At 62.1% G+C, this 26702-nt stretch carries 25 protein-coding genes; 3 read left to right on the plus strand and 22 right to left on the minus strand.

The window, feature by feature from the left end; all coding sequences use genetic code 11:
* Positions 1–19: 19 nt before the first annotated feature.
* Entirely contained in the window at positions 20–421 is a 402-nt protein-coding gene (irrA, locus tag KY465_RS10120) for an iron response transcriptional regulator IrrA (RefSeq protein WP_219201769.1), read from the minus strand.
* A gap of 387 nt (positions 422–808) precedes the next feature.
* On the opposite strand from irrA, the gene fabA reads away from it, so the two are divergent.
* The 3 genes from fabA (at position 809) to fabI (ending at position 3442) form a co-directional block, all read left to right on the plus strand.
* The gene (gene fabA / locus KY465_RS10125) at positions 809–1327 is read left to right on the plus strand and encodes a 3-hydroxyacyl-[acyl-carrier-protein] dehydratase FabA (RefSeq protein ID WP_219201525.1); all 519 of its coding nucleotides are present in this window, start codon (positions 809–811) and stop codon (positions 1325–1327) included.
* Positions 1328–1412: 85 nt separating this feature from the next.
* Positions 1413–2630: a beta-ketoacyl-ACP synthase I gene (fabB, locus tag KY465_RS10130; protein WP_219201526.1), complete on the plus strand. Its 1218-nt coding sequence runs from the start codon at positions 1413–1415 to the stop codon at positions 2628–2630.
* Between the two features lie 5 nt (positions 2631–2635).
* Positions 2636–3442 (plus strand): enoyl-ACP reductase FabI, encoded by an 807-nt coding sequence (gene fabI, locus KY465_RS10135; protein WP_219201527.1) that lies wholly within the window; start codon positions 2636–2638, stop codon positions 3440–3442.
* Positions 3443–3587: 145 nt separating this feature from the next.
* On the opposite strand, the gene pnp is transcribed toward fabI, so the two are convergent.
* The 21 genes from pnp to KY465_RS10240 all read right to left on the minus strand — a co-directional run bounded on the left by pnp (position 3588) and on the right by KY465_RS10240 (position 26660).
* Positions 3588–5717, minus strand: coding sequence for a polyribonucleotide nucleotidyltransferase (pnp, locus tag KY465_RS10140; RefSeq protein ID WP_219201528.1), 2130 nt, complete (start codon positions 5715–5717; stop codon positions 3588–3590).
* Positions 5718–6058: 341 nt separating this feature from the next.
* A complete protein-coding gene (gene rpsO / locus KY465_RS10145) occupies positions 6059–6328 on the minus strand; it encodes a 30S ribosomal protein S15 (protein ID WP_219201529.1) in 270 nt (89 codons plus the stop codon).
* Between the two features lie 195 nt (positions 6329–6523).
* Entirely contained in the window at positions 6524–7474 is a 951-nt protein-coding gene (gene truB / locus KY465_RS10150; RefSeq protein ID WP_219201530.1) for a tRNA pseudouridine(55) synthase TruB, read from the minus strand.
* A 65-nt stretch (positions 7475–7539) separates the two neighbouring features.
* Positions 7540–8007, minus strand: coding sequence for a 30S ribosome-binding factor RbfA (rbfA, locus tag KY465_RS10155; protein WP_219201531.1), 468 nt, complete (start codon positions 8005–8007; stop codon positions 7540–7542).
* Between the two features lie 191 nt (positions 8008–8198).
* Positions 8199–10787, minus strand: a complete 2589-nt coding sequence (gene infB, locus KY465_RS10160) for a translation initiation factor IF-2 (protein WP_219201532.1) — start codon at positions 10785–10787, stop codon at positions 8199–8201.
* An 84-nt stretch (positions 10788–10871) separates the two neighbouring features.
* Positions 10872–11585: an RNA-binding protein gene (locus KY465_RS10165; RefSeq protein WP_219201770.1), complete on the minus strand. Its 714-nt coding sequence runs from the start codon at positions 11583–11585 to the stop codon at positions 10872–10874.
* Positions 11586–11646: 61 nt separating this feature from the next.
* Positions 11647–13299: a transcription termination factor NusA gene (nusA, locus tag KY465_RS10170; protein WP_219201533.1), complete on the minus strand. Its 1653-nt coding sequence runs from the start codon at positions 13297–13299 to the stop codon at positions 11647–11649.
* Between the two features lie 154 nt (positions 13300–13453).
* Positions 13454–14071 carry a ribosome maturation factor RimP gene (gene rimP, locus KY465_RS10175; RefSeq protein WP_219201534.1) on the minus strand — a complete coding sequence of 206 codons (618 nt, stop codon included), beginning with the start codon at positions 14069–14071 and terminating at the stop codon, positions 13454–13456.
* Between the two features lie 255 nt (positions 14072–14326).
* Positions 14327–15025: a tRNA (guanine(46)-N(7))-methyltransferase TrmB gene (gene trmB, locus KY465_RS10180; protein WP_219201535.1), complete on the minus strand. Its 699-nt coding sequence runs from the start codon at positions 15023–15025 to the stop codon at positions 14327–14329.
* Between the two features lie 59 nt (positions 15026–15084).
* Complete coding sequence (gene metK / locus KY465_RS10185; RefSeq protein WP_219201536.1) at positions 15085–16353, minus strand: methionine adenosyltransferase; 1269 nt, start codon at positions 16351–16353, stop codon at positions 15085–15087.
* Positions 16354–16548: 195 nt separating this feature from the next.
* Entirely contained in the window at positions 16549–16968 is a 420-nt protein-coding gene (locus KY465_RS10190; RefSeq protein WP_219201537.1) for a helix-turn-helix domain-containing protein, read from the minus strand.
* Positions 16969–17113: 145 nt separating this feature from the next.
* Positions 17114–18730, minus strand: coding sequence for an apolipoprotein N-acyltransferase (gene lnt / locus KY465_RS10195; protein WP_219201538.1), 1617 nt, complete (start codon positions 18728–18730; stop codon positions 17114–17116).
* A gap of 110 nt (positions 18731–18840) precedes the next feature.
* Positions 18841–20196: a hemolysin family protein gene (locus tag KY465_RS10200; RefSeq protein WP_428982972.1), complete on the minus strand. Its 1356-nt coding sequence runs from the start codon at positions 20194–20196 to the stop codon at positions 18841–18843.
* A 12-nt stretch (positions 20197–20208) separates the two neighbouring features.
* Positions 20209–20721 carry an rRNA maturation RNase YbeY gene (gene ybeY, locus KY465_RS10205; RefSeq protein WP_219201540.1) on the minus strand — a complete coding sequence of 171 codons (513 nt, stop codon included), beginning with the start codon at positions 20719–20721 and terminating at the stop codon, positions 20209–20211.
* Positions 20718–21767: a PhoH family protein gene (locus KY465_RS10210; protein ID WP_428982973.1), complete on the minus strand. Its 1050-nt coding sequence runs from the start codon at positions 21765–21767 to the stop codon at positions 20718–20720. The genes ybeY and KY465_RS10210 overlap by 4 nt, the downstream gene beginning before the upstream one ends.
* A gap of 104 nt (positions 21768–21871) precedes the next feature.
* Entirely contained in the window at positions 21872–23302 is a 1431-nt protein-coding gene (gene miaB, locus KY465_RS10215; protein ID WP_219201541.1) for a tRNA (N6-isopentenyl adenosine(37)-C2)-methylthiotransferase MiaB, read from the minus strand.
* Positions 23303–23319: 17 nt separating this feature from the next.
* On the minus strand, positions 23320–24162 hold the full coding sequence (gene olsA, locus KY465_RS10220; RefSeq protein ID WP_219201542.1) for a lyso-ornithine lipid O-acyltransferase: 843 nt from the start codon (positions 24160–24162) through the stop codon (positions 23320–23322).
* A gap of 39 nt (positions 24163–24201) precedes the next feature.
* Complete coding sequence (locus KY465_RS10225) at positions 24202–24639, minus strand: Fur family transcriptional regulator (RefSeq protein ID WP_219201543.1); 438 nt, start codon at positions 24637–24639, stop codon at positions 24202–24204.
* A 102-nt stretch (positions 24640–24741) separates the two neighbouring features.
* A complete protein-coding gene (locus tag KY465_RS10230) occupies positions 24742–25212 on the minus strand; it encodes a GNAT family N-acetyltransferase (RefSeq protein ID WP_428982974.1) in 471 nt (156 codons plus the stop codon).
* A gap of 59 nt (positions 25213–25271) precedes the next feature.
* Complete coding sequence (gene tsaB / locus KY465_RS10235) at positions 25272–25949, minus strand: tRNA (adenosine(37)-N6)-threonylcarbamoyltransferase complex dimerization subunit type 1 TsaB (protein WP_219201545.1); 678 nt, start codon at positions 25947–25949, stop codon at positions 25272–25274.
* A 132-nt stretch (positions 25950–26081) separates the two neighbouring features.
* On the minus strand, positions 26082–26660 hold the full coding sequence (locus KY465_RS10240) for a NifU family protein (RefSeq protein WP_219201546.1): 579 nt from the start codon (positions 26658–26660) through the stop codon (positions 26082–26084).
* Between the last annotated feature and the right edge of the window lie 42 nt (positions 26661–26702).

Here is a 26702-nt window from a genome sequence, read left to right on the forward strand (position 1 = left end):
ATTTTGTCGTCGCCGCGCTTCAGCGCTTGGGCCGAAGCCGGATCACCACGTCGACATGGGCGATCTCCAGCCCCTCGGGCGGATCGGGCAGGTTGCCAACCGTGATCGTGCCATCCGGAACATCAAACACCTCATTCGTGTCATCGACGACAAAATGGTGATGATCGGAAATGTTGGTGTCGAAATACGTCTTTGCGGATTCCAGTGACAGGACCCGCAGCAGACCGGCCTCGGTAAACTGGTGAAGAGTGTTGTAGATCGTTGCCAGCGAGCAGGGCACGCCGGCAAGCAAGGCATCCTCGTGCAATTCCTCAGCCGTTAGATGGCGATCCCCCTTGGCGAACAGAAGATCGGCAAGGGCGACACGCTGGCGGGTAGGACGCAGACCGGCATGGCGCAGCCTTTGCGCGGATTCGGTCATTGCCGCCTTCGCCTCATCCTCGGAAAATGCTGGGTCCGATGCCATTGTCACGGTCGCCTTCTGAGCTAAGTAGCTTGATACATATATCTTTGCTGCGGCCGCCTTTCAATAGAGCGGTCTTCGCCATCGGGAACACATGGGGGACCAGGCGGGGGAACACGCAGGGGAGCACGGGCGAGAACATGCGGGCGCACATACGGGGATCGGTTTCACATTGATTGCCCCTTTCGCTCGGCTGTCTCATCGGCTATGCGAATTGTCCGGATGCCCCGGTTTTTCCGTTTGGTGCCCTGTGCTAGCTTGCAAAGCCGCGAGCGCGCGGGCGTTGACCGGTCAAGCGCCCCGAGACGAAGGGCGGTCCGGCGATACAGAGGAGACGCGCATTCCATGGTCGAACAGAAATCCAGCTATTCCTACGAGGAAATCCTGACATGCGGACGCGGCGAGATGTTCGGTCCGGGCAATGCCCAATTGCCATTGCCGCCGATGCTGATGCTGCATCGTATCACCGAGATTTCAGAGGATGGCGGTGAGCACGGCAAGGGCTTTGCACGGGCGGAGTTCGACATCACTCCAGATCTCTGGTTTTTCCCCTGCCATTTCGTGGGTGATCCAGTCATGCCTGGATGCCTGGGGCTCGATGCACTTTGGCAACTCACCGGTTTTTACCTCGGCTGGCTGGGCGAACCTGGAAAGGGTCGCGCCATTTCCACCGGCGAAGTGAAATTCACCGGGCAGATCACACCGGCGACCAAACTTGTCGAGTTCGGCATCGATTTCAAACGGGTCATGCGCGGCCGGCTGGTGCTGGGCACGGCCAATGGCTGGGTCAAGGCCGACGGTGAAACCGTGTTCACGGCCAACGATCTGCGCGTTGGCCTCTTCAAGGAAAAATCCGAGGGCTGACGATGTCTGGCTGCTGTAATGGTGAGGCGATCTTGCCGGCGGCAAACCCGGCCATTGAAACAGGCTGATCCAAGAGGACAATATGATGAGACGAGTTGTTGTGACTGGGATGGGAATTGTCTCTTCCATCGGCAATTCCACCGAAGAAGTCACAGAATCGCTGCGAGTGGCCCGGTCGGGGATCTCCCGGTCGGAAGATTTCGCCGAACACGGGTTCCGCAGCCAGGTCTGGGGCGCCCCCGATCTTGATCCGAAAGAACTGGTGGACCGGCGCGCCATGCGCTTCCTGTCGCGCGGTGGCGCCTGGAATCATATCGCCATGGAGCAAGCGATCAGCGATTCCGGACTTGCGCAGGACGACATCACCAATGAGCGCACCGGCATCATCATGGGGTCGGGCGGTCCTTCGACGCGGATGATCATCGATGCGGCCGAAGTGACGCTCAAGAACAACAGCCCGAAACGAATCGGTCCGTTCGCGGTGCCGAAGGCGATGTCCTCCACGGCTTCGGCGACGCTGGCGACCTGGTTCAAGATCCATGGCGTCAACTATTCGATCTCGTCCGCCTGTTCGACATCTGCGCATTGCATCGGCAATGCAGCCGAGATGATCCAGTGGGGCAAACAGGACGTGATGTTTGCCGGCGGACATGAAGATCTCGACTGGACGATGTCGAACATGTTCGATGCGATGGGCGCCATGTCGTCCAAGCACAACGACACGCCCGAGACGGCTAGCCGCGCCTATGACGCAACCCGCGACGGCTTCGTCATTGCCGGCGGTGCCGGCGTGCTGGTTCTCGAGGAACTCGAGCATGCGAAGGCGCGCGGCGCGAAGATCTACGCCGAGCTGGTCGGGTACGGTGCCACTTCGGATGGGTATGACATGGTGCAGCCGTCCGGCGAAGGCGCCGTGCGCTGCATGAAGCAAGCGCTGGCAACGGTTGAGGGCAAGGTCGATTACATCAATGCGCACGGAACCGCGACGGAAGTTGGCGACAGTCGCGAGGTCAGCGCCATCCGCGAGGTGTTTGGCGCGGACATGCCGCACATCTCGTCGACCAAGTCCCTGACAGGCCATTCACTGGGCGCGGCGGGCGCTCAGGAAACGATTTATACGCTGTTGATGATGGACAATGACTTCATCGGCGAGAGTGCCCACATTACCGAGCTCGACCCGGAATTTGACGGCGTGCCGATCGTGCGAGAGCGCATCGAGAAATCGTTCGACACGGCGCTCTCGAATTCATTCGGCTTCGGCGGCACCAATGCCACCCTGGCTTTCCAACGCTATACGGGGTGACGGGCATGACGGGTTTGATGCAGGGCAAGCGTGGCCTGATCATGGGTGTGGCCAATGATCATTCGATCGCCTGGGGCATTGCCCAGGCGGTTGCGGCGCAAGGGGCAGAACTTGCCTTCAGTTATCAGGGGGAGGCATTCGGGCGCCGCGTCAAGCCACTGGCGGATTCGGTCAACGCCAAGCTTCTGCTGCCATGCGACGTCGAGGATCTGAGCACCGTTGACCAGATGTTCGAGACGATCAAGGCGGAGTGGGGCGAGATCGATTTTCTCGTCCATGCCATCGGATTTTCCGACAGGAACGAACTGAAGGGCCTGTACGCGGATACGTCGCGGGACAATTTCACGCGCACCATGGTGATCTCCTGCTTTTCATTCACGGAAGTGGCCAAGCGCGCCGCGGCATTGATGAGTGGCGAAGGCAGCCTGCTGACGCTGACCTATGGCGGCGCGACGCGGTCGATGCCGAATTACAATGTGATGGGCGTGGCAAAAGCGGCGCTCGAGGCGAGTGTGCGCTATCTCGCTGCCGACTATGGACCACGCGGCATCCGGGTCAATGCCATCTCGGCCGGCCCGGTGCGGACCCTGGCCGGTGCCGGCATTGCCGACGCGCGGGCGATGTTCGCATGGCAGCAGCGCAATTCACCGCTGCGCCGCTCGGTGACCATTGAGGATGTTGGCAATTCCGGGCTGTATCTTCTGTCGGACCTGTCGCGCAGCGTCACCGGCGAAATTCATTTCGTCGATTCGGGTTACAGCACGACTTCGATGCCCTGCCTCGAGCAATTGAAGCAACAGCCGGAGGCCTGACCGGCCGAGAGCTGGCGCCGCAAGGTCAAAATCGGGCGGCAGCCCGCGAAGTCCTGGCACATAAACCGATCACCCAAAAGCAAAACCCCGCCGGTGCCGCACCGGCGGGGTTTTTCATTTCATTGCAAGCAGTTGCTGAAAAGGATCAGCCTTCGCTTTTCTCGCGGGTGATTTCCTTGCCGGTTTCCTGATCGACAACCTTCATCGACAGACGAACCTTGCCGCGCTCGTCGAAGCCAAGCAGCTTGACCCAAACCTTGTCGCCTTCCTTGACGACATCGGAGGTCTTGCCGACGCGTTCGGCGGCGAGCTGCGAGATGTGGACGAGGCCATCCTTGGGGCCGAAGAAGTTCACGAAAGCGCCGAAATCGGCAACCTTCACGACCGTGCCTTCGTAAATGACGCCGACTTCCGGCTCGGCGACAATGGAATGGATCCACTTCTGAGCCGCTTCGATCTCCTTGGCCGACGAGGAAGCGATCTTGATCGTGCCGTCGTCCTCGATATTGACCTTGGCGCCGGTCTTCTCGACGATCTCGCGGATGACCTTGCCGCCTGTGCCGATCACGTCACGGATCTTGTCGGTCGGGATGGTCATCACCTCGATACGCGGGGCAAACTCGCCGAGCTGGCCACGGCTTTCCGAAAGGGCCTTGCCCATTTCATCGAGGATGTGCAGACGGCCGTCGCGCGCCTGGCCGAGGGCGATGTTCATGATTTCCTCGGTGATGCCGTCGATCTTGATATCCATCTGCAGGGCGGTGATGCCCTCGGTGGTGCCGGCGACCTTGAAATCCATGTCGCCGAGGTGATCCTCATCGCCAAGGATGTCGGACAGCACGGCGTAGCGATCATCTTCCTTGATCAGGCCCATGGCAATGCCGGCGACAGGCTTGCCCAGCGGCACGCCAGCATCCATCAGCGCCAGCGAGGTGCCGCAGACAGTGGCCATCGACGAAGAGCCATTGGATTCGGTGATCTCGGAGACGACGCGCAGCGTGTAGGGGAACTGGTCGGCGGCCGGGAGAACCGGACGGATGGCGCGCCAGGCCAATTTGCCGTGGCCGATCTCGCGGCGTCCCGGGGACCCCATGCGGCCGGTCTCACCGACCGAATAGGGCGGGAAGTTGTAGTGCAGCATGAAGGTCGCCTTGAAGGTGCCCGTCAGGCTGTCGACATATTGCTCGTCTTCGCCGGTGCCGAGCGTCGCAACGACGATCGCCTGAGTTTCGCCACGGGTGAACAGGGCCGAGCCGTGCGTGCGCGGCAGCAGACCGACTTCCGAGACGATCGGACGGACCGTCGAAAGGTCACGACCATCGATGCGGCCCTTGGTGTCGAGGATGTTCCAGCGGACGATCTTGGCCTGCAGAGACTTGAAGACGGCGCCGATCTCTTCCTTGGAATAGGTCGGCTCTTCGCCTTCAGCCGGGGCAAAATGCTCCTTGACCTTGGTCTTGACCGCATCAACAGCATCGTAACGCGCTGCCTTGTCGGTGATCTTGTAGGCGTCGCGCAGATCCGCCTCGGCCAGCGAAAGCATCTCCTTCTCGAGCGCCGAGTGATCCGGAGCGGCAAATTCGCGCGGTTCCTTGGCAGCGGCTTCCGCCAGCTGGATGATCGCGTCGATCACCGGCTGCATGCTCTTGTGGCCGAACATGACGGCCCCGAGCATGACGTCTTCCGATAGCTCCTTGGCCTCGGATTCGACCATCAGAACGGCTTCCGAGGTGCCGGCGACAATGAGGTCGAGCGCGGTTTCCGGCATTTCGTCAACATGCGGGTTGAGCACGTATTCGCCGTTGATGTAGCCGACGCGCGCACCACCGATCGGGCCCATGAAGGGGACGCCGGAAAGAGTCAGCGCCGCGGAGGCTGCGACCAGCGAGAGGATGTCCGGATTGTTTTCCAGATCATGCTGGATGACCGTGAGAACAACCTGGGTCTCGTTCTTGTAGCCATCGGGGAACAGCGGGCGGATCGGCCGGTCGATAAGGCGCGAGACCAGGGTCTCGTTTTCGCTCGGACGCCCTTCGCGCTTGAAATAACCGCCCGGGATCTTGCCGGCTGCGTAGGTTTTTTCCTGGTAGTTGACGGTCAGCGGAAAGAAATCCTGGCCAGGCTTGGCTTCCTTGGCGGAAACAACCGTGGCGAGCACGACGGATTCGCCGTAGGTGGCAAGCACGGCGCCATCAGCCTGACGGGCGATCTTGCCGGTTTCGAGAGTGAGCGGACGGCCGCCCCATTCGATTTCGACCTTGTGGGTATCGAACATGTCATGTCCTTCGTATTCGTCGGTCCGCCGATGCAAATCTGGCGGCGACGTTTCAAGTTGATGCGGGCGCATCACGGGCAAGACGACAGGAGGCTTTCCAGACCGGTTCCGTCTGAGGCGGTGCCGCACCGAGCGGCGGCGAAAGCATCCGGCAATCCTGCCCCGTGACGGGCGGTCGCTCGAGACCCTGGCGCAGCCACTAGGGCTTGCCGGGGCATTTGCTGCAGGGTTCGCCGAACCGGCATCAGCCGGCGACAGCGCGCCTGCCGGCGCAGTGCGAGAGGACTTCACCCCTCAATGGCAGCGGGCGGATCGGCGAAGGCCGATCCGCCCGTTTTTTCCTATCGGCGAATGCCGAGGCGCTTGATCAGGTCGGCGTAGCGCGCATGATCTTTACGCTTGACGTAGTCGAGAAGGGACCGGCGCGAAGAGACGAGCTTGAGCAGCCCGCGGCGCGAGTGGTTGTCCTTCTTGTGACCCTTGAAGTGTTCCGTCAGATTGGTAATCCGCTCGGTCAGAACGGCGATCTGAACTTCCGGAGAGCCGGTATCGCCCGGCTTGGTGGCATATTCTTTGATGAGCTCAGCCTTGCGCTCAGCGGTAATCGACATCGGACAGTCCTTTCACTGGAGGATTTTAAAGGTGCCGGCGGCCGGGATGTCGTCCAGCGGCGGCCTCGATCATCTGTCGGCTGTGCCGATCAGACCGGTGCGCTATAGGGCAAAACGCCGGCAAAGGAAAGTAAAATATGGCTTCGACACCGCGGGTGCGATCCGCCCACCGGGCCCCTTTGCCTCAATGGCGGGTCAGCCCGGGTCAGCATGGGTCGCGAAAACACGTCGCGGCTGGAATTCGCCACCAGAGACTTCGCCCAGCGCGACCAGACGGCCGGCCGCGAATGCGCAGATTTCCTCGCAAGCGACAGGCGCATCGCGGCCGCGCAAGATGACCGGATTGCCAAGCCGCAGGCGCTGCGCCTGATCTGCACTCACGTCGATGCGCGGCAGCATTGACAGAGCAGCGCCGATATCGATCAGGTGAGCATCGAGAGCCGCGAGCCGCTCGTCCTCATCGGCAATCTCCTCCAACGCCAGCAGATTGGCGAGCGGCACCATATCCGGCTCTTCAAACGGGGCCACGGCAAGACGGCGCAGGGCGCTGACATGACCGAAACAGCCCAGTTCGCGGCCGAGATCGCGGGCGATCGCACGCACATAGGTGCCCTTGCCGCATTCCACCTCGAACACCGTGTGGTCAGGGTCCGGACAGTCAACGATGTCGATGCGATGGATCTCCACCTGTCGGGACGGGATCTCGACGTCATCCCCATCGCGCGCAATATCATAGGCCCGTTCGCCATCGATCTTGACCGCCGAGAAACGCGGCGGGACCTGTTCGATAAGGCCAAGATAGGCGCCGAGACATTGCGCAATCACCTCGCGCGTCGGCCGCTCTTCGGAGGTGCGCACGACAGCGCCCTCAAGGTCGTCGGTATCGCGCTCCTCTCCCCAGGCGACGGTAAACCGGTAAATCTTGCGGCCGTCGACAACATAGGGAACGGTCTTGGTGGCATCACCGAAAGCGACTGGCAGCATACCGGAGGCCAGCGGATCAAGTGTACCGGCATGGCCGGCCTTGCTGGCCTTGAACAGCCAGCGCAATTTGGAGACCGCCTCGGTCGAACCGAAATCCCAAGGTTTGTCGAGGATCAGCCAGCCTGCGACCGGTCGGCCCTTGCGCTTGCGTTGTCTGCCCATATCCGGGTCCTGTTCTCACTGGGGGGGGCCGCTGGCCGGTTTAACCGGCTGCGTCCGATGCCTTCCTAGCGGCCGCTGTCGTCGCGATCGACCGCGGCGCCGGTTTCACTATCGCCCGCAGCATCGCTGTCCACATCGCCGGAGGCCGAATGCGCGTTTTCCTCGGCGAGATCGCGCGCCACTTGCGGCGAGCGCAGCAGCGTGTCGATCTTCTCGTAATTGTCGAAGCTGGTATCCGGGCGGAAACGGAATTCCGGCATGTATTTCATTTGCCGAAGTTCGCGAGCCAGCGCGCCGCGAATAAATTTCGCATGTCTTGCCAGCGCCTTGACGATCGGCTGCATGTCGTTCTGGCCGAATGCCGCGACATAGACGGTGGCGATCTTCAGATCCGGTGACATGCGGACTTCGGTCACCGAAAGGACGATGCCGGCCAGATCAGGATCGACAATCTCGCCACGCTGGATCAAACGGGTGACGGCATGACGCACATTCTCGCCGACCCGCAACTGGCGCTGAGATGGCTGTTTCATGACTGCTTCTCCGATATCTTCACCGGCCGATCTCAGTGATTGTGACAGAGCATCAAATCTGATGCTCCTCCGTCACCAAACGCCGTTCGGTGACTCTGCGAACAGATCAGGACGCGATGAAAGCCGCAAGGGTGGCAAAGCTGATGCGAGACTCCGACCCGCCAGCCTGAGGGCCCGGCGGGTCGCTTTGCTCAGAGGGTGCGGGTGACGTGTTCGACGCGGAAACACTCGATCACGTCGCCGGCGCGGATGTCCTCGTAGTTTTCGAAGGCCATGCCGCATTCCTGACCGGCCGGCACTTCAGCGACTTCATCCTTGAACCGCTTGAGGGTTTTCAGCTTGCCCTCGTGGATGACAACGTTGTCGCGGATCAGGCGAACGCCTGCGCCGCGCTCGACCTTGCCTTCCGAGACACGGCAACCGGCGACCTTGCCGGTCTTGGAAATCGAGAAGACCTCGAGAATCTCGGCATTGCCAAGGAAAGTCTCGCGGCGCTCCGGCGACAGCAGGCCCGACATCGCCGCTTTCACATCATCGACCAGATCGTAAATGATGTTGTAGTAACGGATCTCGAGACCGGTGCGTTCCGCCGCATCGCGCGCCTGCTTGTTGGCACGCACATTGAAGCCGATGACCGCCGCACCCGACGCCTCGGCCAGCGAGATGTCGGATTCGGTGATGGCGCCGGCGCCCGAATGGATGACGCGCGCGCGCACTTCGTCCGTACCGAGCTTTTCAATGGCGCCAGCGATGGCTTCGATCGAGCCCTGAACATCCCCCTTGACGAGCAGCGGGAATTCCTTGACGCCGGCATCGGACAGCTGGGTCATCATCTGCTCGAGCGAGCCGCGCGATCCCGACTGGCGTGCTGCCGCCTTGTCGCGCGACAGACGCTGACGATATTCGGCGACTTCGCGGGCGCGGGCCTCGTTTTCGACGACGGCAAACCGGTCACCGGCCTGCGGCGTGCCTTGAAGTCCAAGAATCTCCACTGGCATCGACGGACCGGCCTCCTTGACCTGATCGCCACGATCATCGACCAGGGCGCGCACCCGGCCCCACTCGTCACCGGCAACGAGAATGTCACCGGTTTTCAGAGTGCCGGCCTGGACCAGCACCGTGGCCACCGGGCCGCGGCCCTTGTCGAGCTGCGCCTCGACCACCACGCCCTCGGCGGTGCGATCGGCATTCGCCTTGAGATCAAGGATCTCCGACTGCAGCAGGATCGCGTCAAGCAGTGCGTCGAGGTTCTGATTCTTCAGCGCGGAGACTTCAACGTCGAGCGTCTCGCCGCCCATGGACTCGGTGAAGACCTCATGCTGAAGCAGTTCGGTGCGCACCTTGTTGGCATCGGCTGCCGGCTTGTCGATCTTGTTGATGGCGACAATCATCGGAACGCCGGCTTCCTTGGCGTGGGCGATCGACTCGATCGTCTGCGGCATGACGCTGTCGTCGGCGGCAACCACCAGAATGGCGATATCGGTCGACTGAGCGCCGCGGGCCCGCATGGCGGTGAATGCAGCGTGGCCCGGCGTGTCGATGAAGGTGATCTTCTGACCATTCTTCTCGACCTGGTAGGCGCCGATATGCTGGGTGATACCACCTGCTTCTCCGGCCACCACATTGGCGTTGCGGATGGCGTCGAGCAACGATGTCTTGCCGTGGTCGACATGGCCCATGATGGTGACCACAGGCGGGCGTGCCACCTTGGCGGCCTGATCATCCTCGATGTTGAAAATCCCCAGTTCGACGTCGGACTCGGACACACGCTTGACCGTGTGGCCAAAGTCCGTGGCGATGATTTCGGCCAGATCGGCGTCGATGACGTCGCCGGGCTTCATCATCTGACCTTCTTTCATCAGATGCTTGATGACATCGACGGAGCGTTCGGCCATGCGCTGGGACAATTCCTGGATGGTGATCGTCTCGGGCAGGGTCACTTCGCGGACCACCTTTTCGCGCGCCTCGTTCGAATGGGCGCTGCGGCGCATCTTCTCCTGGCGGCGGCGCATGGCGGAAAGCGAGCGACCGCGGTTGCCGCGATCCTCATCGAGCGCAGCGGTCAGGGTCAACTTGCCCCGGCGACGATCCGCTTCGCCCTTTGGACGACTTGGCTTCGGCGTTTCAGGACGACCGGGCTTGGCGCTGCCGCGGCTCGGCGCACCAGGACGCCCCTCAGCTTCCGCGCCGTCACGACGACCACGCGCGGTATCTGCCTGCTTGGCGGCAGGAGCTTCCTTCGGACTGCGGGCGGCGGCGCTTTCGGCAGCCTGCAACTCGACCGCCTCGCGCGCTATGCGCTCCTGCTCTTCCTTCTCGCGCTGGGCTTCCTCTTCACGCTCCTTGGCGCGAATGGCTTCCTCTTCGGCGCGACGCTTCGCCTCTTCCTCGGCGCGTTTGGCATCTTCGGCATCGCGAACACGCGAATCCTGAAGTGCACGACGCCGCGCTTCCATCTCATTGGCCGACAGCTGGTTGAGAACAACACCGGGCTTGGCCGGATTGGCCGCGGGCGCCTTGGACGGCGCCGGTGAGGCCGGCTTGGCCTCAGGGCGTGCACTGGACGCCGGCGCTGGACGCGGCTTCAGGTTGATCTTCTGTACCGGATTTTCATCTTCGGGACGGTTGATCCGCCGCTTGCGCGTCTCGACAACCACGGCTTTGGAACGGCCGCGGCCCATCTCCTGGCGCACCGTACCCTGCTCTATCGAAGGGCGCTTCAGCGAAAGCGGTTTTTTACCGGAGACGCTGATTGTCTTGTCGTCGTTCGTATCGTTCATCTACCATCCGTTTCCGGAGGCCGGCAGCACCTGTTGCGCCAGCCCCGATTTTTTGTTCGCCGGCATCAGCCGGCCGTCGCGATCTCAATCTTCCGCAGGAGGGACATCGGCAGCTCCCGCAGCAGCCCTGCCCTTTCTGCCGTAACCCTTTCCAGCACCATTGCTGCCGGAGCCAGCATTCCCACCGGATAGGCCGGGGGTTTCGATCTGAGCCTGCACCGGCGCCGTGGCACGAAAATCGACGAGCCTCTTTGCGCGCTTCACTACACCCTCACCGGCCTGCCCTGCAAGCGCAGTTGCATGGATAAACGCCCCATCACCCAGCGCGCGCTCCATTTCCTCCCTTGCAAGAAGGCGAAAGACCGGTATTTCCGGCTCGTCCAAGGTCAGAGCGCGCGCCTTGATGGCCTGCGCCAGCTTGCGCACACCGTCGGCGGCGGCGTGCGCTGCATGGAACAGACCTATGGCGTCTCCCGATCGGATCGCAGCATCCGCCTTGGATGCGCCGGACACGAACTGGCCGGATTTCCTTGCCAATCCCATCATGCCAGCGAGATCAGCTAAAAGCAAAGCATCAATCCGGTCGCCGAGATCTTGCGGCGGGGTTACAGCTGTCTTCAGCGCCCGCGCAAAAAGATTCTTCCGCACCGCCGTCTCGACAGCCGCACGATCGGCGCGCAACCAGCAGCCACGACCCGGCAATCGCTGCCTCAGGTCAGGGATGACCGTGCCGTCCGGACCGCCAACGAAGCGGATCAGATCAGCGCTGTCGCCGCGCGCCCGCGTCAGGATGCACATGCGGTCATTCAATGGCTCGATCCTGACCTTCACCGCCCGTCACCCTGGTCTGGCGCGTTCGTTACGCCTGCTCCGCAGGTGCGTCGGGGGCACTGGCTTCAGCTTCGGCGGTCTCACCCTCTTCGCCGGCATCCTCTTCGGTTTCCACCTGCATGTCCTCGAGTTCGTCTTCGGTGATCCAACCGACGGCGAGACGCGCCGCAAGGATCATCGTCTCGGCCTCGGGCCGCGAGACATCGAGAGACGAGAACAGACCTTCGTGGCGTGTGGTCTCGCCATCCTTGGCTTCCGTCCAGCCGCACAAGTCATCGACGGCGCAGCCGGCAAAGTCCTCAAGCGACTTGATGCCGTCCTCGCCGAGCGCGACCATCATCGCCGTCGTCATGCCGCCGACCGACCGCACTTCGTCCTCAACGCCCATTTCCTTGCGCTTGGCATCCAGTTCGGCTTCGATCTTTTCGAGATATTCCCGGGCCCGGGTCTGCAATTCCTCGGCCGTTTCCTCGTCGAACCCTTCGATCGAGGTGATTTCGTCGAGGTCCACATAGGCCACTTCTTCGACCTGGCTGAAGCCTTCGGAGGCCAAGACCTGGCCGACCATCTCGTCGACGTCGAGCGCCTCCATGAACAGGGCCGTGCGCTCGTTGAACTCTTTCTGGCGGCGCTGGCTTTCCTCGTCCTCGGTCAGGATGTCAATGTCCCAGCCGGTCAGCTGAGAGGCCAGACGGACGTTCTGGCCGCGACGGCCGATCGCCAGGGAAAGCTGCTCATCGGGGACGACGACCTCGATTCGCTCGGCATCCTCATCGAGAACGACCTTGGCGACCTCGGCCGGCTGCAGCGCGTTGACAATGAAGGTAGCCGGCGAAGGCGACCACGGAATGATATCGATCTTCTCGCCCTGCAATTCGCCGACAACGGCCTGGACACGCGAGCCGCGCATGCCGACGCAGGCGCCGACAGGATCAATCGAGGAATCATTGGAGATGACGGCAATCTTGGCGCGCGAACCCGGATCGCGGGCGACCGAACGGATCTCGATGATGCCATCATAGATTTCCGGCACCTCCATGGTGAACAGCTTGACCATGAATTGCGGATGCGTGCGCGAGAGGAAGATCTGCGGGCCCCGTTGTTCGCGGCGCACATCGTAGAGAAAGGCACGGACACGATCGCCGTAGCGGAAGTTCTCGCGCGGGATGGTCTCATCGCGGCGGATGATCGCCTCGCCGCGGCCAAGATCAACGATGACATTGCCGTATTCGACCCGCTTGACGGTGCCGTTGACGATCTCGCCAATGCGGTCCTTGTATTCCTCGAACTGATGGTCGCGCTCGGCTTCGCGGACTTTCTGGACTATGACCTGCTTGGCCGACTGGGCGGCGATGCGGCCAAAGTCCATCGGCGGCAGCGGATCGGCGATGAAATCGCCAAGCTGGGCATCGGGATTGCGATCGCGTGCCAATGTCAGCGGGATCTGCGTCGAGTAGTCATCGGCATGATCAACCACCTCGAGAAGCCGCTGCAGGCGGATCTCGCCAGTGCGCGAATTGATGTCGGCGCGGATATTCGACTCGCTGCCATAGCGCGAGCGCGCCGCCTTCTGAATGGCGTCCGCCATGGCGCCGATGACAATCTCACGATCGATGTTCTTCTCCCGCGCCACCGCGTCGGCGATTTGCAGAAGTTCAAGCCTGTTGGCGCTGACTGCCATTGTCTTCTCCATCTGTTCCTGCCGGAAGTTGCCCTGCAGGTGGGTGCTGAGGCGCCACGCGGGCGCTGATCCGGAGGCCGGCCGGCCTCCCCTTCAAATTGTCTTGGCTGCCGATACTCATCCCGCCGATCTTCGCTGGCGGGCATGGCAGTTCCTACGCGTTGTCTCCGTCGCCGGCAGAACCCTCCGGCGATTCGAGATCGCTGGCATTGCGGGCCTGCTTGGCGGCCTTGTCGGCACGCAGCGATTCACGCACCAGTTCATCGGTCAGCACAAGCTTGGCTTCGGCGAGCGCGGAAAACGGGATCTGCGAGCGCGTTTCCTCGCCATAGGCGGGCTGATCGCGCTCGATGACGAAATGCGTGTCGCTGACATCGCGGATATAGCCGCGGAACCGCTTGCGGCCATCGAGCATCTGCGAGGTGTCGACCCGGGCAAGGAAGCCTTCCCAGCGCTTGAAGTCCTCAACGCGGACCAGTGGCCGATCAATCCCCGGCGAGGAAATCTCCAGATGATAGGCCTTGTCGAGCGGGTCCTCGACATCAAGGACCGGCGAGATCGCACGCGACACCGCCTCGCAATCCTCCACCGTCATCGTTCCGTCGGGACGTTCAGCCATGATCTGCAAGGTCATGCCGTTTTGACCAGAAACGCGGACCCGCACCAACCGGTACTGCAGTGCAGCCAGAACCGGCTCAATGATCGCGGCGATGCGCGCATCAACACCTGTTTCCGTCACTATCCGGGGCTGGCTATCGTCGTTCTGCGTCATTGGCTCTTTCTGCATCCGCCGGGACTCATCCGTCCTGATGTCGCGATTGCGTTCTCCGACCCCTGATCCGCCTAACAAAAAAGAGCGGGTCCGGCGGGGCCCACTCTTGTCCAAAGCGATCAAGATGTGGGGTGGATATAATCCTTTTCGCACGGCGATGCAAGCCGGAGCGCGGAGAGCATGCCAAGCGGTCGTGGCCCGGTCGGACAGAGCGTGTCATCGCCGTTCGGGGGCGCCGTTCGCGGGGGGCTCGGCTCAGAGACGCACGAAGCTTAGATATGCCGGCGTGCGTCCCTCGCGGATCGCCTTGGCCTCATAGCGGGTTCCCGGCCAACCGGCCCATGCGGTCTGCCAGTCGGCGGCACTTTGCGCCTGCCAGTCGAAACGCTGGTCGGCGATGAGATGCTGCAGGGTCCAGTTGACGTAAGTGTCGATATCGGAGGCAAAGCAAAAGCTGCCTCCCGGCTTGAGGACGCGGGCAAAGCGCTCGATGTTGGCTGGATTGACGAAGCGACGTTTCCAGTGGCGCTTCTTCGGCCAGGGATCGGGATAAAGCAGATCGATGCGGTCGAGGGAGGCGCTCGGCAGCCAGTCGAGCACCCGCGTGGCATCGTCTGTATAGACCCGCACATTGTCCGGGTTGCGATCTTGCAAGGCGAGCAGGAATTTACCCATTGAGTTGACGAAGGGTTCAACGCCGATGAACCCGGTCCGCGGGTTTTCCGAGACGCGATGCAACAGATGCTCGCCGGCGCCGAAACCGATTTCCATCCGGATCGTGTCGATGGCGACCGGCCACAGACCTGCCAGATCCCGTGGCGGCGGCGTGTCCAGATCGAGCCCGATGCGCGGCAGCAGCTCGGCCATCGCCTGGCGCTGGCTGTCGCGCAGATGTTTGCCCTTGCGGCGGCCGAAAAAAGCTTCCGTGGCGCGCTGTCGGCGGGGCTCGTTCATGGTGCATCTCGCTGCCGGCTGGCTCGGCCGGATCGATATATGAGTGGCGGTTGGCGCAATCAGCCCTTTGCAGCTTCCTTGAGGGTCTTTACCAGGTCGGTCTTTTCCCATGCGAAAGCGCCGCCGCGCGCCTTGCGTCCGAAATGGCCGTAGGCGGCTGTTCGGGCATAAATTGGCCGGTTCAGGTCAAGATGCCGGCGGATGCCTGTCGGCGACAGATCCATCGAGGCGCGGATGGCTTTTTCGACAGTCGCTTCATCGACCTTGCCGGTGCCATGCAGATCAACGTAGACCGAAAGCGGCTGTGCCACGCCGATGGCATAGGAGAGCTGGATGGTGCAGCGCTCGGCCAGGCGAGCAGCGACCACGTTCTTGGCCAGATAGCGGGCCGCATAGGCGGCGGAGCGATCAACCTTGGTGGTATCCTTGCCGGAAAAGGCACCACCGCCGTGCGGCGCGGCGCCGCCATAGGTGTCGACGATGATCTTGCGGCCGGTGAGACCAGCATCGCCATCCGGACCGCCGATCACGAATTTTCCGGTCGGGTTGATGTACCAGACGCAGTCATCGGCGATGGCCAGGTTGCCGAGAGCCAGGGCCTGGCGCACATAGGGCTCGACCACCTGCCGAACCTTGGCGGAATCCCAATTGGGATCGAGATGCTGCGTTGACAACACGATCGACGTGACCGCAACCGGTTCGCCGTTCTCATAGCGTACGGTGATCTGCGTTTTGGCATCGGGGCCAAGCCGGGCGGCATCGCCGACCCCGGACTTGCGCGCCTCGGCCAACAATTCGAGAATCTTGTGCGCGTAGTAGATCGGTGCAGGCATGAGGTCGGGCGTTTCGCGGCAGGCAAAACCGAACATGATGCCCTGATCACCAGCCCCCTCTTCGCCCTGCCGATCGGCGGCGTTGTCGACGCCCTGGGCAATCTCGGCCGACTGGGCATGCAGCAGCACATCGATCTTGCAGGTCTTCCAGTGGAAGCCGTCCTGCTCATAGCCGATGTCACGGATGGCGCGCCGCGCCGCGGAGCGAAAGCGCCCAGGCGCAATCAGGGGATTGCCATGGTCATCGGTGACGACGTTCCCGGCCTTGTCCCTGCGGCACAGGGTTTCCGGAACGCGGACTTCGCCAGCGATGACCACACGGTTGGTTGTGGCCAAAGTTTCGCAGGCTACCCGCACAGTCCATGGGTCCAGGCCGGTCTTCTTCGCTTCCCGATAGACCAGATCGACAATCTCGTCGGAAATACGATCGCAAACCTTGTCGGGGTGTCCTTCAGAGACCGATTCAGATGTGAACAGGTAGTTCGAACGCCCCATGCCGTGGCTCCATACTCGCGCGTTGACCCCGCCTGTTTAGAGAAGGGACCAATGTCTGGCAAGTGGCACAACGATATAAAGATGTCTTGATATCGCTTCACGAAGCGGCCGAAATCCCGGCTTGGAACGCGATGCAAGCAGCACCGGTACCATCAACCCGAATTGCAGTACTGGTTTATGGGAGCAGTATGACTGTCAGTCGCCGTCTTCTTCGGCGGCCAGCACCTTGACGAGATCAACGATCTTGCGGCGCACCTTCGGATCGCCGATTTTCACGAAAGCCCGGTTAAGCTGCAATCCTTCGGAGGACGACAGGAAATCGACCACATAGTTCGATGAATTGGCTTCGGCCATGCCCCCCTGGGCGGTCCCCACGTCGCTCGGGGCATCTTCGAAGAAGAACGACACCGGCACATTGAGAATGGTCGAGATATTCTGCAACCGGCTGGCCCCGACCCGGTTCGTCCCCTTCTCGTATTTCTGGATCTGCTGAAAGGTGATGCCAAGCGCTTCGCCAAGCTTTTCCTGGCTCATGCCGAGCATGGTGCGGCGCAAACGCACACGGCTGCCGACATGGACGTCGATCGGATTGGGTTTCTTCTTCGTCTCAATCATCTGGAATATCCTGCACGAGGCGATGCTTCGCCCCTTCGTTATCGTTAGGCCCCGTTCTCGTTTGCGCAAAAAGCCCCAAGAATCAGTGCAAGGATACACGGGACGCGGGTTGACAGAGGAACTATGCAATTTCAGGGGTTTTCCGTCAATCACGCGCCGACCACTTACTCCCGCGAGCAAACAGCCCGATCAACACCATTATGGCGAATAGGCTCCAAAAGTTAAGTTGTCTTTTCGCATAGCTCGATCGCGCACTGTTTTCCGTGCTGATTGCCATGTCGAGATTGCCGCGCTGACCAAGCGGCAGGACGCCCAGCAAGCGGCCGCGAGCGTCGATGATTGACGAGATACCAGAGTTGGCAGCCCGCAGCATGGGCCTGCCGACCTCGACAGCGCGCAAACGCGCCTGCTGCAGGTGCTGATAGGGTCCCGGAGTGGCGCCGAACCAGCCGTCATTGGTGACATTGATCAGCATATCGCCGCTGTTCCCTTCGATCTCCGCCTGAGCCGGAAAGATGGCCTCATAGCAGATCAGCGGCAGGGCACGCCGGTCGCCGGGAAGCGTCAGGAATTGACGGTTCGGTGCGGCGGAAAATCCGCCGAAGCTCTCGGCGATGGTGCGCAATCCGAACCAGCCGAGCACAGATTCGAATGGCAGATATTCGCCGAAGGGAACAAGGTGCACCTTGTCGGCAGCAGCAACGATCTCGCCGGCGTCGTCAATCGCATAGACAGAATTGTAGTAACGCGGTTCCGTGCTCGCGGCATCTTCAACGCGCACCGCGCCGGCAAGCAGTAGCTGTCCGGCCTGCAAGGTCTGGGCAATGCGGGCCAGAGCTTCGGGATTGCTGGTCAGCAGAAACGGCACGGCCGTTTCCGGCCATATGATCAGGTCCGGCTTTCCCGGACCCTCCGCGGATGCCTTTTCCAGTCCGTCTCCCGGCGGCGCCGCTGTCAGGGTGAGAAGACCTGCAAAGATCGCCTCGCGGTCGGCTGGCTCCCACTTGGCCGCCTGATCTACTGCCGGCTGCACGATGCGCACGCGCAAGGCATCATTGCCTGCCAGCTCAGATGGGCCGTCGCGCAGCGCGTAGAAGCCATAACCGAGATGAGCGCTGAACAAGGCAGCCGCCAGGAGCAGTCCGGGCGTGCGCCCGCGCCGGGTGACAAGGAGCGCCGGCGCAGCGAAAATGAACACAGCAAGGAGGTTGAGGCCGTCAAGACCGATCAAGCCCGCGGTCTGCATCATCAGCGGCACCGGCGCGATCGTTTGCCCGAGCGCGTTCCAGGGAAAACCGGTGAGAAGAAACTGGCGCGCATATTCGAGAAGAGCAAAGGACACGGAAAAAAGCGCGATCCGTCCGAAACCATCGTTCCAGAACAGGCGTGCCAAGGCGGTGGCTGCTCCGTAAAAGAGCGCGAGAACGGCCGGCAGGCCAATCACGGCCAGTGGCAGCGCCCAGGCGAATTGATCGGCATCGGCAAGCAACGCATTGCCCAGCCACCAGAGGCCGGCGATGAAATAGCCGAAGCCGAACCACCAACCCACCATGAAGGCGGGGCGCATGCGCATCACAAGACCGCCGTGGCCTTCACTGCTGGCGCCGTCGAGCAGCCAAACAAGCACCGGCAGCGAGATGAACATTACCGCGAAGAAGTTGACGGGTGCCAGCGCTAGTGCGCCGAGAGCGCCAGCAACAAAGGCAAGCGAGGCACGACGCCAGCCGCAGGCGAGCATGATTTTTTCAGCCAGACGATCCACTTCGACCCCCGCGCCGCATCCTTGGCAGCGAATCAGTGCGCGCAGTGTTTCAGAAACGGCCGAATTTGAAAGCCGGTTGTAACCGCCAGGCGCGAAGCCGCCTGGCGATCTTAACTTGAACCGCTGTCCCCCGACCGCACCGTCGTAGAACGTACCTGCGAAGCGGATCCTGACGCCGAATTCTGACCCGGGCCGGTAGCGGTTGCTGATGCTGGATCAGCGCGATGAAGCCGACGCCGCGCGAGATGTCGGCCGCGCAGGATTCGGACCCGCTTGATACGGCGGGGATCAGCGTCGAGAACCTGGAACTCGAAACCCGGGATGGTCTGAACCACCTCGCCGCGCGCCGGGATGCGGCCAAGCTCGGAAAAGATCAGGCCCCCAAGCGTATCAACGTCTTCACTCTGTTCCGCCACATCGAAATCAGATCCGATCACCTCGACGAGGTCATCCAGTTCGACCCTGGCGTCGGCGGTCCAGATATCATCGCCGGTGCGCTTGATCATGTTCTCCTCGTCGAGATCATGTTCGTCGGCGATATCCCCGACAACCATTTCGACAATGTCCTCGAGCGAGACAAGACCGTCCGTGCCGCCATATTCGTCGATCACCAGCGCCATCTGGATCCGTCTGGCTTGCATGTGTTGCATGAGATCGGAAGCCAACATGGAAGCGGGCACGAACAACACGTTGCGGACGAGACCCGATTGCTGCAGCGTCATTGTCAAATCAACCTGAGACAGATCGAGCTTTTCCGGCGCCTTGTCGCCCCGTTTGCGGGCGCCGCCCGCTGCGGCAGGCCGACCGTTTCCATTGCGCCCATTGCCGTTGCGAGCGTTGCCGTTGCTTGGGCGCGCACTGCCGCTGGCACGGCGCTTGGTGCGGTTCTGCTTGATCAGCCAGCCCAGCAGATCGCGGATATGGATCATGCCGCGCGGATCATCCAACGTCTCGGAATAAACCGGCATGCGCGACCGGCCGGAGTCCTCGAACAGCTTTAACAACGCGCCGATGGTGGTTGATTCCTCTACAGCCTCGATATCGGCGCGCGGCACCATGATATCATCGACGCGGACTTCGCGCAGACGCAGGATGTTATTGAGCATGGCGCGTTCGCCGGGGCTGAACGCCTCATGCAGATCACCGCCAAGCTGCAACGCATCGGTAAGGTTTTCACGCAGGGCCTCGCCATCGGACGGCGGAAAAAGCATGCGCCGCAAGCGTTGCAGGAGACCGCCCGAGGGACCGATGGAATTCGCGACGGACTTCGCGCTGCGTGCATCCGCCCGCTCATCGGCGGGCCGCGGTGCCTGCGCTGAAGGAGGATCGGCGGCCGCCGCTTCCGGACCGTCAGAGTCCAAAGAGGGCGGCCTCGCAGATTGACTACTGTCGCCGTCGTCGCTGCCGGCCCCATCGGGGTCCGGCGTTGGTTCGGTGCCTGGCACCGACGTCTCTACCTTGTTCATTGTCGCTTCATGTCACTCGGGCTGAAATTCGCCATAGGGATCAGATAGGCCAAGTTCAGCCAGAATGCTACTCTCCAGAGATTCCATTTCGTGTGCTTCGTCATGTTCGATGTGATCATAACCGAGCAGATGAAGAAAACCATGAACAAGAAGATGGGCGAGATGATGGTCGGTCGGCTTGCCGAGATCGGCCGCTTCCCGCTCGATGGTGGTCCGCGCCAGCACGATGTCGCCGAGAACCGGCCCCGGCATGTCGCCGGGCAACAGCGGAAAAGCCGGAAACGACAGGACATTGGTCGGCTTCGACATGTTCCGCCAGCGGGCGTTGAGTTCTTCCATCGGGCCGTCATCGGTAAACAGCAGCGAGATCTCGGTGGGTTCGACAGGAAAGGGCTGATTTTCGTGAACAGCAAGAAACCCGGCCGCGGCCTCTAAGATCAGCTCCGCCTGATCCCTCAGGGCGGACTCATCAACCCAGGCGCCGGCCTCAGCCATCGCCGCGCAGGCAATCAGCTTGCGGCTCATTGCTGTTCGGGCTGGGGCCGGCTCTCGGCCTTTGCATCATAAGCCTCGACAATGCGTTGCACCAGCGGATGGCGCACCACATCGACCGCGCGGAACCGGCAGGTGATGATGCCCTCGACATCGCCGAGAACGGCGAGCGCCTCGACGAGGCCGGATTTGACGCCGCGCGGCAAATCGATCTGGCTCGGGTCGCCGGTGATGACCATGCGGCCACCTTCACCCAGCCGGGTCAAAAACATCTTCATCTGCATCTGCGTGGTGTTCTGCGCCTCGTCGAGAATGATTGCCGCATTGGCCAGGGTGCGACCGCGCATGAAGGCCAGCGGCGCGATCTCGATAACGCCGGATGCCAAGGCTCGCTCCACACGCTCCCCGGGGATCATGTCATACAGGGCATCGTAAAGCGGCCGGAGATAGGGATCGACCTTTTCCTTCATGTCGCCGGGAAGAAATCCGAGGCGCTCGCCCGCTTCCACGGCAGGGCGGGTCAAAATGATCCGCTCCACCGACCCGCGTTCCAGCAACTGTGCGGCATGAGCCACAGCCAGATACGTCTTGCCGGTGCCGGCCGGGCCGACGCCGAAGACCAGTTCGGCGCGCTCCATGGCGCGAATATAGGCGTCCTGGGTGGGCGTGCGGGCGGTCACTGTCTTGCGCCGGGTCGATATCTGCGCCAAGGCCAGCTTTCCTTTTTTCTCCATGGTCGGCAGCACCAATTGATCATCGGCGGCAAGGACCATGCGAATGGCGCCCTCGACATCGGAGGCGTCGACGGAAGCTCCCTTGAGAAGCCGGTCATAGAGATAATCGAGCGTGCGGCGGGCCTGGTTGGTCGTCACCGCATTGCCGGTCAGCGTCACCGTATTGCCGCGCGCCCGCGCATCGACCTGCAATTTCTGCTCGATCAAGGCGAGATTCTGGTCGAACTGGCCGAACAGTTCGCTGGCGAGCCGGTTGTTCTCGAATGTCAGGGCGATGTGGGTCGCATCAGAGGCGCCGGAGGCGGCGGCCCGCTCGGCGGGCACAGACAGGGATGGCGCTGTCAAACGATCTGGCTCCTGGCGTTTCTAGCAGGGAGAGAAGGCTCGGTAGATCTCACCAGATGACCTGCTCCGCTGCCGTACCATGGCCCGCTTCCCACCCCTGCCGCTCAGTCGGCGAAGAGGCTGTTCGGGCCCGTATGCGTGATTCGCACATTAACAATGTCGCCTATTTCGCCGTGTTTTGCATCAACAATTACCGGCTGCAGCCAGGGCGAGCGGCCAATCAGTTGTCCGGGTTCGCGCCCCGGCTTTTCGAGAAGCAGATCGATCTGGCGGCCGACGAGACTTGCGGCAAAGGCGCGCTGCTGGCGGGTCAGCAGCGTTTTCAGACGTTCAAGACGCTCCGACTTGACGGCTTCCGGCACCTGATCTTCCAGTTCGGCGCCCGGCGTGCCCGGCCGCGGCGAGTATTTGAAGAAATAAGCCTGGGCATATTTAACGGTGTCGATCAGCTGGAGGGTCGCCTCGAAATCGGCTTCTGTCTCACCGGGAAAGCCGACGATAAAATCGCCGGACAGGGCGATATCTGGATTGGCGCTGCGAATGCGTTTGACCAGCCGCAGATAATCGGCCGCCGTGTGGCGACGGTTCATCGCCTTGAGAATCCGATCCGATCCGGACTGCACCGGAAGATGCAGATAGGGCATCAGCGCTGCCAGATCTCGGTGGGCGGCGATCAATCCGTCATCCATGTCGCGCGGGTGGCTGGTGGTGTAGCGCAACCGATCGATGCCCCCGATCTCGCTCAGGCGCCAGAGCAATTCGCCGAGCCCCCATTCGCGCCCATCGGCGCCGGTGCCGTGCCAGGCATTGACGTTCTGGCCGAGCAAAGTGATCTCGCGCACGCCGGCGGCGGCAAGACGTTCGGCTTCCTTGACGATTTCCGCCACCGGACGGGAGACTTCGGCGCCCCGCGTATAGGGCACGACGCAGAAGGTGCAGAATTTGTCGCAGCCTTCCTGAACCGTCAGAAAGGCCGTGACGCCACGGCGGCGGATGGCCGGGGCGGGTGCGGCAGGCAGGGCTGCGAATTTGTCATCGACGGGAAAGTCGGTGGCGACGACCTTTTCTCCCTGACGGGCACGGGCCAGCGCCTCGGGCAGGCGATGGTAGGTCTGCGGGCCGATCACCACATCGACGACCGGCGCGCGACGGGCGATCTCGCGCCCCTCGGCCTGCGCCACACAGCCGGTCACAGCCACCATCAGATCCGAACCGGCTTTGCGACGCGCCGATTTCAACCGGTCGAGACGGCCGAGTTGCGAATACACTTTCTCGGCCGCTTTCTCGCGAATATGGCAGGTGTTGATCAGCACCAGATCCGCTTCTTCGGCGCTCATGGCCGGTTGGTAGCCATCACGCGTCAGGGCGTCGCTCATGCGCTCGCTGTCATAGACGTTCATCTGGCAGCCATAGGTCTTGATAAAGACCTTGCGCCCGTCTGCAGTAGGGCCGGCCTGATCATGGCGCGGGGCGACATCGGCGGACTCCACCGCGGCGGCCGCCGGCGCAAGATTTGCTTCATAACTGTCGGTCATGGGGCGGCTTTTACCTTTCAGGGCGCGTCGTGGCAATCGGCATTTGCCGCCTCACCGGCTGGCTGCCGCGGATGCGGCCCTTGTTGCAGCGAGCCGGCGAGCATTTCAGTGATCTGCGCTTCAAGACGGCGCGCCGCGCGCTTGCGATCGGTAGTTTCGTCAAATGCCAGGGGTTCCCCGAAGCAGACCTCGATATCGAGCGCGCCGTATTGCAGCACCCTGAGAAGATGCGGAGCCAGCGGAATATCGCCCGGCCAGGCGGCAACCGGCCGGTGGTAGCGCCCCATCGGCAGTCCGTGCAGACCAAGATAGGCGATCGACACCGGCTGGACATGCACCCGGCGATCGGGCACCGCCTGCAGCGCGGCGGTGGCCGCCCCAAACAGTGCCGTCTTGAACGGCAGGGTGCGGTTGCCGTCGGAGGTCGTGCCTTCCGGGAAAAGCACGAGGATTTCGCCGGCGGTCAGCCGGGCAGCCATCTCGCCGATCTGAACGCCGGTTGTGCGGCGGCGCTGGCGGTCAATGAAAACCGAGCGCTGCAGCCGCGCCAGCCAGCCGAAGACCGGCCATGTGCGCACTTCCGACTTGGCGACGAAGACAACATCGGTGATTGCTCCGAGGATGATGATGTCCTTCCACGACACATGATTGGAGATCAGGAGCAGCGGCCGCCGGTCAGCCGGTGCGCCGCGGACAGCGATCCTGAATCCGATCGTTCTGGCCATCACCCGATGCCAGTGACGCGGCAGGCGGCGGCGGATCTCGTGCCCGGTGGCGATAGCGAGAAGTTGCAGCGGCAAAAGCAGCAGGGTCAGAACAAGGAACACCAGGCCGACGCCGATCAGCCGCAGGGCCGTCATCGATTTTGCACGGCAGCCTGCCGCGCGAGCATTGCGTCGTCAGCCATCGCTCGAGCGCTTCTTTTCATGCAACGGGATGGCATAGAGTTCGAGACGATGGTCCACGAGACGAAAACCGTGCTCACGGGCAATGCGCTCCTGCAAGGCTTCGATCTCAGGGGAGTGAAACTCGACGACGCGGCCGGTGCGCAGATCAATCAGATGGTCATGATGCTCCTCGGGCATGGTCTCGTAGCGTGAGCGACCATCGCGAAAGTCATGACGCTCGATGATCTCCATGTCCTCGAACAGCTTTACGGTGCGATAGACCGTCGACATGGAAATGCGCGGATCGATGGCAGAGGCACGGCGATACAGTTCCTCGACATCCGGGTGATCACTGGCATCATCAAGTACGCGGGCGATGATGCGCCGCTGCTCGGTCATGCGCAGGCCGCGTTCCGCACACAGGGCCTCGAGGTTCTTGCCGTCGTCCATCCCGCGCCTCTTTCCTAGGAGACCAACCTGCCGCCGCTTTTCCGGCAAAGCAAGGCGCAATACCGTGTCGAGGCCGGCAAGTCCATGTCTTCACTCAGTCAATCATGGTGCTGCACCGGTAGATGTCTCGGGGTTCAATGTCATGCGCATGATCCAGGCGGCACTTTGCTCTCCCTGGCGGTGCTGATAATAGGCGGTGCGTTCTCCCACCTTGGTGAAACCGAGCCGGCGGTAGAGCGCGATCGCAGCCCCATTGTGCTCGTCGACCTCGAGAAACAGCTCCTCCGCCCCACGGTTCGCCGCTTCGCGAATGGCCGCCAGCATCAGCCGCCACCCTAGGCTGCGGCGGCGCACCGCCGGATGAACCGCTATCGACAGGATTTCCGCTTCGCCGGCGGCTTCGCGCGCCAGCACAAAACCACTAGCGCGTATCCGCGGCAAACTGGGATCAGCGGCGAGAAACCCGAAGGTTGCAGGCTGGCTGAGCAGCGAAAAGAACTCGCCATCACCCCACGGGCGCGAAAAAGCCTGCAGATGCAGCGCTGCGGCAATCGCCGCGTCGCTGGTCTGCATTGGCAGAATTTCGTAGGGAGAGCCGCGAGCGCGGCCTGCGAAGAAGCGCCCCAGCATGGCTAAGTCGCCTTGCGAGCGACAGCGAATGCAGTTTGAGGCTTGGCGTCAGGAGCGCGCAGATAGGCCGGCTCTGCCGGATAGTCGGCGGGATTGCAGGTTACAGCCATGCGCGCGACGTCAAGGATCTCCGGCGCGGCAATCACACGATCGGCCGTAACAAGCGCCGGGTTCAATTCCGCGAGAATCGGCGCCGCGGTGCCGCAGACCAGTGCTTGCGCCCGGCCGGCAATCGCCGCGGCCGCTTCCGGCGTGAACTCACCGGGAGCAAGCAGCTCATTCCCGTCAGGATCGAGAAGCAGTGCCCATACCCGCTGACGCCGGGCATCGATCGCCGCCATGACCGATCGCTGTTCGGCCCGGGCGACCGGCTCTGCGATGGCGCGCAATGAGGAAATCCCGATGGATGGAATCGCGAGCGCCAGAGCCAGTCCGCGCGCGAAAGCCACACCAACGCGTATACCGGCAAACGAGCCGGGGCCGATCGTGACCGCGATGCGCTGTATTTCTGGATAGCCGACCGAGGCTGCCGTCATCACTTCGTCAACCAAGCCCGGCAACCGCTCAGCATGGCCGCGGCCGATATCGGGCGCCCGTACAGCCAGCATCTTGTCTGCATGGCTGTCGAAAAGACCTACGGCGCAGAGGGTGTGGGCACAATCGATGGCAAGCAGGCGCACTGTATCTTCCCGGTCGGCGAAACGGATGCTGCCCTAACAGCTGTCCGTTCTTCATCACAGCTGTCGGTTGAACGCAACCGCTGCCACGTCAGGCCGAGGGCCGGCATCGCCTTCCCTCAAAGAAGAGGTCAATCACACAGCTTCGACTTCCCGGACCTCCGGGATAAAGTGACGCAGCAGGTTCTGGATACCGTGTTTCAACGTTGCGGTCGACGACGGGCACCCGGCGCAGGCGCCCTTCATGTACAGATAGACCTTGCCGTCCTTGAAGCCCCGGAAGGTGATATCCCCGCCATCCTGAGCGACGGCTGGCCGCACGCGGGTGTCGAGCAATTCCTTGATCGTGGCGACGATCGTGCCGTCTGCATCGTCGAAAAACTCCTCGTCAGGCAGACGATTGTCGCTGCCGGACTCACTGAGCACCGGGGCGCCGGACATGAAATGCTCCATGATGGCGCCGAGAATGGCTGGCTTGAGGTGCTGCCAGTCGGGCGCATCTTCCTCGTCGCTATTCTTGGACACGGTTATGAAATCATAGCCATAGAAGACGCCCGTGATGCCGGGAATCGCGAACAGTTTCGCAGCAAGCGGCGAGACGGTTGCCGCTTCGTCCGCGTCGCGAAACTCTGCGGTGCCGTCGGCCATCACAACCTTGCCCGGCAGGAATTTCAAGGTGGCCGGATTCGGCGTGGCTTCGGTCTGAATGAACATGATTGGCACTCCCAGCTGTACGGGGTTCAAGGCCCCGACGCT

The sequence above is a fragment of the Neohoeflea coraliihabitans genome (assembly GCF_019334345.1).
GTDB lineage: Bacteria > Pseudomonadota > Alphaproteobacteria > Rhizobiales > Rhizobiaceae > Pseudohoeflea > Pseudohoeflea coraliihabitans.

Bases quoted from the DNA above. Each gene is read 5' to 3' on its own strand.
- irrA (WP_219201769.1), bottom strand. From the start codon at position 421: ATGACCGAATCCGCGCAAAGGCTGCGCCATGCCGGTCTGCGTCCTACC.
- fabA (WP_219201525.1), top strand. From the start codon at position 809: ATGGTCGAACAGAAATCCAGCTATTCCTACGAGGAAATCCTGACATGC.
- fabB (WP_219201526.1), top strand. From the start codon at position 1,413: ATGAGACGAGTTGTTGTGACTGGGATGGGAATTGTCTCTTCCATCGGC.
- fabI (WP_219201527.1), top strand. From the start codon at position 2,636: ATGACGGGTTTGATGCAGGGCAAGCGTGGCCTGATCATGGGTGTGGCC.
- pnp (WP_219201528.1), bottom strand. From the start codon at position 5,717: ATGTTCGATACCCACAAGGTCGAAATCGAATGGGGCGGCCGTCCGCTC.
- rpsO (WP_219201529.1), bottom strand. From the start codon at position 6,328: ATGTCGATTACCGCTGAGCGCAAGGCTGAGCTCATCAAAGAATATGCC.
- truB (WP_219201530.1), bottom strand. From the start codon at position 7,474: ATGGGCAGACAACGCAAGCGCAAGGGCCGACCGGTCGCAGGCTGGCTG.
- rbfA (WP_219201531.1), bottom strand. From the start codon at position 8,007: ATGAAACAGCCATCTCAGCGCCAGTTGCGGGTCGGCGAGAATGTGCGT.
- infB (WP_219201532.1), bottom strand. From the start codon at position 10,787: ATGAACGATACGAACGACGACAAGACAATCAGCGTCTCCGGTAAAAAA.
- KY465_RS10165 (WP_219201770.1), bottom strand. From the start codon at position 11,585: ATGTGCATCCTGACGCGGGCGCGCGGCGACAGCGCTGATCTGATCCGC.
- nusA (WP_219201533.1), bottom strand. From the start codon at position 13,299: ATGGCAGTCAGCGCCAACAGGCTTGAACTTCTGCAAATCGCCGACGCG.
- rimP (WP_219201534.1), bottom strand. From the start codon at position 14,071: ATGACGCAGAACGACGATAGCCAGCCCCGGATAGTGACGGAAACAGGT.
- trmB (WP_219201535.1), bottom strand. From the start codon at position 15,025: ATGAACGAGCCCCGCCGACAGCGCGCCACGGAAGCTTTTTTCGGCCGC.
- metK (WP_219201536.1), bottom strand. From the start codon at position 16,353: ATGGGGCGTTCGAACTACCTGTTCACATCTGAATCGGTCTCTGAAGGA.
- KY465_RS10190 (WP_219201537.1), bottom strand. From the start codon at position 16,968: ATGATTGAGACGAAGAAGAAACCCAATCCGATCGACGTCCATGTCGGC.
- KY465_RS10200 (WP_428982972.1), bottom strand. From the start codon at position 20,196: ATGAACAAGGTAGAGACGTCGGTGCCAGGCACCGAACCAACGCCGGAC.
- ybeY (WP_219201540.1), bottom strand. From the start codon at position 20,721: ATGAGCCGCAAGCTGATTGCCTGCGCGGCGATGGCTGAGGCCGGCGCC.
- miaB (WP_219201541.1), bottom strand. From the start codon at position 23,302: ATGACCGACAGTTATGAAGCAAATCTTGCGCCGGCGGCCGCCGCGGTG.
- olsA (WP_219201542.1), bottom strand. From the start codon at position 24,162: ATGACGGCCCTGCGGCTGATCGGCGTCGGCCTGGTGTTCCTTGTTCTG.
- KY465_RS10225 (WP_219201543.1), bottom strand. From the start codon at position 24,639: ATGGACGACGGCAAGAACCTCGAGGCCCTGTGTGCGGAACGCGGCCTG.
- KY465_RS10230 (WP_428982974.1), bottom strand. From the start codon at position 25,212: ATGCAGACCAGCGACGCGGCGATTGCCGCAGCGCTGCATCTGCAGGCT.
- KY465_RS10240 (WP_219201546.1), bottom strand. From the start codon at position 26,660: ATGTTCATTCAGACCGAAGCCACGCCGAATCCGGCCACCTTGAAATTC.